Raw genomic sequence first — 4,289 nt, forward strand, 5'->3', positions numbered from 1 at the left:
AGCAGCGACACCACCTCGTCGCCCGGGCCGTACACGTTGCCGGGGCGCACGATCAGCCACCCCGGCGGCGCCTCCTCGCGCACGGCCAGCTCCGCCTGGTACTTGGAGCGATGGTAGCCGGACTCGCCCGTGTCGGCACCCAGGGACGACACGTAGACGAAGCGCCGCACCCCCGCCCGCCGGGCCTCGCGCGCCAGCCGGCGCGTGCCGTCGACGTTCACCGCCTGGAAGGTGACCTCGGGCGGGCTCTCGGCCACGATTCCCGCCACGTGGAGCACCGCGTCGCACCCCTCCGCCGCCCCCGCCACCGCCTCGTCGGACGACACGCTTCCCGCGTGCGGCTCCACCCCCGACGCCCACTGGCGCACGTCGTCGGCCGCGCCGCGCGACAGCAGGCGCACCGTGTGCCCCGCCTTGAGCAGGTGGTCGACCGCCGCCTTCCCCACCACGCCCGTTCCGCCCGTAACCAGCACCTTCATCCGCGCCTCCCGTTTTTCGAAAGTCCGGCCGTGGCGGGTGGCACGTCCGGTGCCAGCCCCCGCAAATCCGTTCCTCACGCCCATTTAGAGCCACCGCCAAAACGACGCGAAGAGCACACCGCCGCGATTCCGCACAAGTCGTCCGATTCGAAACTCTGGCATCCCGGCGCCCGGCAACGCATAATACGGTTACAACGACATATCATCGGCTCGCACCGGCGCTCACAAGGCGCCGGGCACCAGCGTTTCCCGGCGGGCGCCACGGCCCGTCAGGCGCGCGCGTGCCCCCGTCCGCCCCTCTCCAACTCCGAGACGCACCATGGAAGCAGCCCCGGCAAACCGCCCCCGCAAGCCGCGCCGCCGCTGGCGGTGGCACGTGCCCCCCGCGCTGGTGCACGGCGGAGAAAGCCTGGAGGGCGTACAGGTGCTCGACGAGATTCCGGAGCCCCTGGGGCTGCTGCTGTGGGAAACGTACCGCGACGTGGTGCTGTGGTCGTCGGTGGCCCCGGAGGAGCGCGACGGGCTCTTTGCCGCCGAAGCGTACGAAGCCCGGCTGCGCGCCTTGGCCGAGGCGGGGGCCGACGAGCCGCTGGACCAGGCGCTGCGGGCCGTGGCCGCCATCCTCAAGGACCCGGGCGGGGTGCCCGAGGCGGACGTGACGGCCGCCTGCCGCACGGCGACCGACTGGGCCGAGGGCAAGGCGCTGCTTTCGGCCGCGGTCACGCTGGCCACGGCGGCCGCGCTGGCCTCGCCCACCAACGCGGCGGCCGCCCACCGGGTGGGGATGATCGCCCGCGCCAACGGCGAAAGCGCGCGCGCCGAAACCTGGTTCCGCCGCGCCGTGGGGCTGGGGCGGCAGGCCAACGACTGGGCCAGCTACGCCGAAGCCTTCCTGGGGCTGGGCAACCTGTACAAGCAGCGGGGCAACTACCCCGCCGCCCGGCGCTTCCACATCCGCGCGCTCCGCGCCGCGCGGCGCCACGCCATGCGCGAGATCCAGGGGCGGGCGCTTCACGACCTGTTCTGCATTGCCATGCAGACCAGCCCGCCGGCCGATGCCGAGGAGCTGGCGCGCCTTGCGTTCCGGGCTTACGGATCCCGGCACCCCAGGCTCCCCGCCCTTGCGCACGACGTGGCGTACTTCTGGATGAGCCAGGGCCGCTTCGCCCCGGCGCTCGAGGTGTTCCGCGCGGTGCTGCCGCACATCCACGACTCGCGCGAGCGGGTGCTGGTGGCCGCCAACGCCGGCCGCGCCGCGGGGGGCTCGGGCAACCGGGCCGGCTTCGACGAGGCGTGGCAGTCGGTGTGGGCGGCCGAGCCGGAGTGGGAGCGCACGCCGCTCGCGCCCCAGGCGCTCCTGGAGCTGGCCAACGGCGCCTCGTCGCTGCGCGACTGGCCCCGCGCCGAGCGCGCCGCCGAGACCGCCCGCGACCTGGCCCAGCGCCGGGGCCAGGGGCAGGTGATCATCGAAAGCGAGGCGGTGCTCGACGCCGCCCGGCGCAAGCGCGGGGTAGAGCCGGCGGTCCCCGCGGCCACGGAGGAGTCGGCGGACCCGGAGCTCGTGGCCGACCTGGTGCGGTCGCTGAACGTGGCGCGCCGCTGAGCTTGCCGGGACGGCGGGAGCGCGCGGAGGCGCGGAGAGGAATCTGCCTCTCCGCGCCTCCGCGTCTTTCGTTCCGGGCCGCGGTTTTCCGCGCCGCGGGATGATTTGTTGCGTGAGTGCGGCTCACCCGTATGTTCAGCTTCAGGCCAGGCCGGACGTGCCCGGCAGCCCTGACGCACACCCCTCGACAGACCACGAGCGATGAGTGCCACGAACGGCCCGACCGAGCAGGAATCCCGCGACGTCGCCGAGGCGGCCCGCGAATCCGAGTGGACCGCGCCCAGCTTCGTCCGCGAGCTGTTCCTGGGCAACTTCCGCCTGGACCTGATCCACCCGTACCCGCGCCAGGCGCCCGAGGACAAGCGGAAGACCGACGAGTACATCGCCCGGCTTCGCCCCATCATCGAGCGGGCCGACAGCGATGCCATCGACCGCACGGGCGAGATTCCGCCGGAACTGGTGGACGAGCTGCGCGCGGCGGGAGCCTTCGGCCTGAAGATCCCCGAGGAGTACGGCGGCATCGGGCTGAGCCAGGTGGGCTACGGCCGCACCATCGGCATGGTCACCAGCAAGGACGGCAACCTCACCGCCCTGCTGTCGGCGCACCAGTCCATCGGCGTGCCCCAGCCGCTGAAGCTGTTCGGCACCCCCGAGCAGAAGAAGAAGTACCTGCCGCGCATCGCCAGGGGCGCCATCTCGGCCTTCGCGCTCACGGAGGACGGGGTGGGCAGCGACCCGGCCGCGCTGGCCACCACGGCGACGCCCACCGAGGACGGCAGCGCCTTCATCCTCAACGGCGAAAAGCTGTGGTGCACCAACGGCACCCTGGCCGAGCTGCTGGTGGTGATGGCCCGCACCCCCGACAAGATCAAGAACGGCAAGGCCATCCCGCAGATCACCGCCTTCATCGTCGACACCAGCGCGCCCGGCGTCACCATCACCCAGCGCTGCCGGTTCATGGGGCTCAAGGCGCTGCAGAACGCGGTGATCACCTTCGAGAACGTGCGCGTGCCCCGCGAAGACATCCTGTGGGGCGAGGGCAAGGGCCTGAAGCTGGCGCTGATCACGCTGAACACGGGGCGCCTGACGCTTCCCATGTCGGCGGCGTACGGCGCCAAGGCCGCGGTCGAGGTGGCCCGCAAGTGGGCGGCGGAGCGCGTGCAGTGGGGCCAGGCGGTGGGCAAGCACGACGAGGTGGCGCAGATGCTGGGCGGCATGGCGGCCGACGCCTTCGGCATCGAGGCCATGGCCGAGCTGTCGAGCGCGCTGGCAGACCAGGCGCAGAACGACATCCGGCTCGAGGCGGCCATCGCCAAGCTGTGGACCACGGAGGTGGGCTGGAAGCTGATCGACGACCTGATGCAGATCCGCGGCGGCCGCGGCTACGAGACGGCCGACTCGCTGCGGGCGCGCGGCGAGAAGCCCATCGCGGTGGAGCGGATGATGCGCGACTTCCGCATCAACCGCATCTTCGAGGGCACCAGCGAGATCATGCACCTGTTCATCGCCCGCGAGGCGGTGGACACGCACCTGGCCGTGGCGGGCGACATGATCAAGCCCGGCATCGGCGCGGGGCAGAAGTTCGCCGCCATGGCCAAGGCCGGGCTGTGGTACGCGGGATGGCTTCCCAAGCGGTTCGTGGGCGGCGGGCAGATTCCCGGCGCGTACGGCGAGTTCGGTCCTCTCGCCAAGCACGTTCGCTACATCGAGCGCACCTCGCGCAAGCTGGCGCGCGAGATGTTCTATGCCATGGGCAAGTACCAGGCGAAGCTGGAGCGCAAGGGCAAGCTGCTGGGGCGCTTCGTCGACATCGGCGCCGAGCTGTACGCCATGTCGTGCGCCTGCGTCCGGGCGCAGTCGCTGGCCAAGGAGCCGCACGGCCGCGACGCGCAGCGCCTGGCCGACGTGTTCTGCAAGCGCTCGCGCCTGCGCATCAAGGCGCTGTTCAGCGCGATCAACCAGAACGCGGACGACAGCACCTACCGTCTTGCCCAGGACGTGCTGAAGGGCCAGTACGCGTGGCTCGAGGAGGGCGCCATCGGCGCTTGGCCGGCGGAGGGCGATGCACCGGCCGGCGGCTCCACCTCGGCGGGCACCAGCTCGCAGCGCGGCGACATTTCGGGCACCCGTGCCACCACGCAGGTGGGCGCCAGCGGCTGAGTTCGCTCGGCAGCGGATCGGAAGCGGCCCCGCGGCGAGTGATCGTC

3 protein-coding genes are annotated in these 4,289 nt (G+C 72.2%); 2 read left to right on the top strand and 1 reads right to left on the bottom strand.

Annotated features, from left to right (window positions below; genetic code table 11):
* Nucleotides 1–479 (bottom strand): NAD-dependent epimerase/dehydratase family protein (locus VIB55_RS23260; RefSeq protein ID WP_331879069.1); only part of this gene is annotated, 479 nt, incomplete at its 3' end.
* A gap of 319 nt (nucleotides 480–798) precedes the next feature.
* Here VIB55_RS23260 and VIB55_RS23265 point away from each other — a divergent pair.
* Complete coding sequence (locus tag VIB55_RS23265; protein WP_331879070.1) at nucleotides 799–2,082, top strand: tetratricopeptide repeat protein; 1,284 nt, start codon at nucleotides 799–801, stop codon at nucleotides 2,080–2,082.
* A gap of 201 nt (nucleotides 2,083–2,283) precedes the next feature.
* On the top strand, nucleotides 2,284–4,242 hold the full coding sequence (locus tag VIB55_RS23270; RefSeq protein ID WP_331879071.1) for an acyl-CoA dehydrogenase family protein: 1,959 nt from the start codon (nucleotides 2,284–2,286) through the stop codon (nucleotides 4,240–4,242).
* The last annotated feature ends 47 nt before the right edge of the window (nucleotides 4,243–4,289 follow it).

Source organism: Longimicrobium sp. (genome assembly GCF_036554565.1).
Lineage (GTDB): Bacteria > Gemmatimonadota > Gemmatimonadetes > Longimicrobiales > Longimicrobiaceae > Longimicrobium.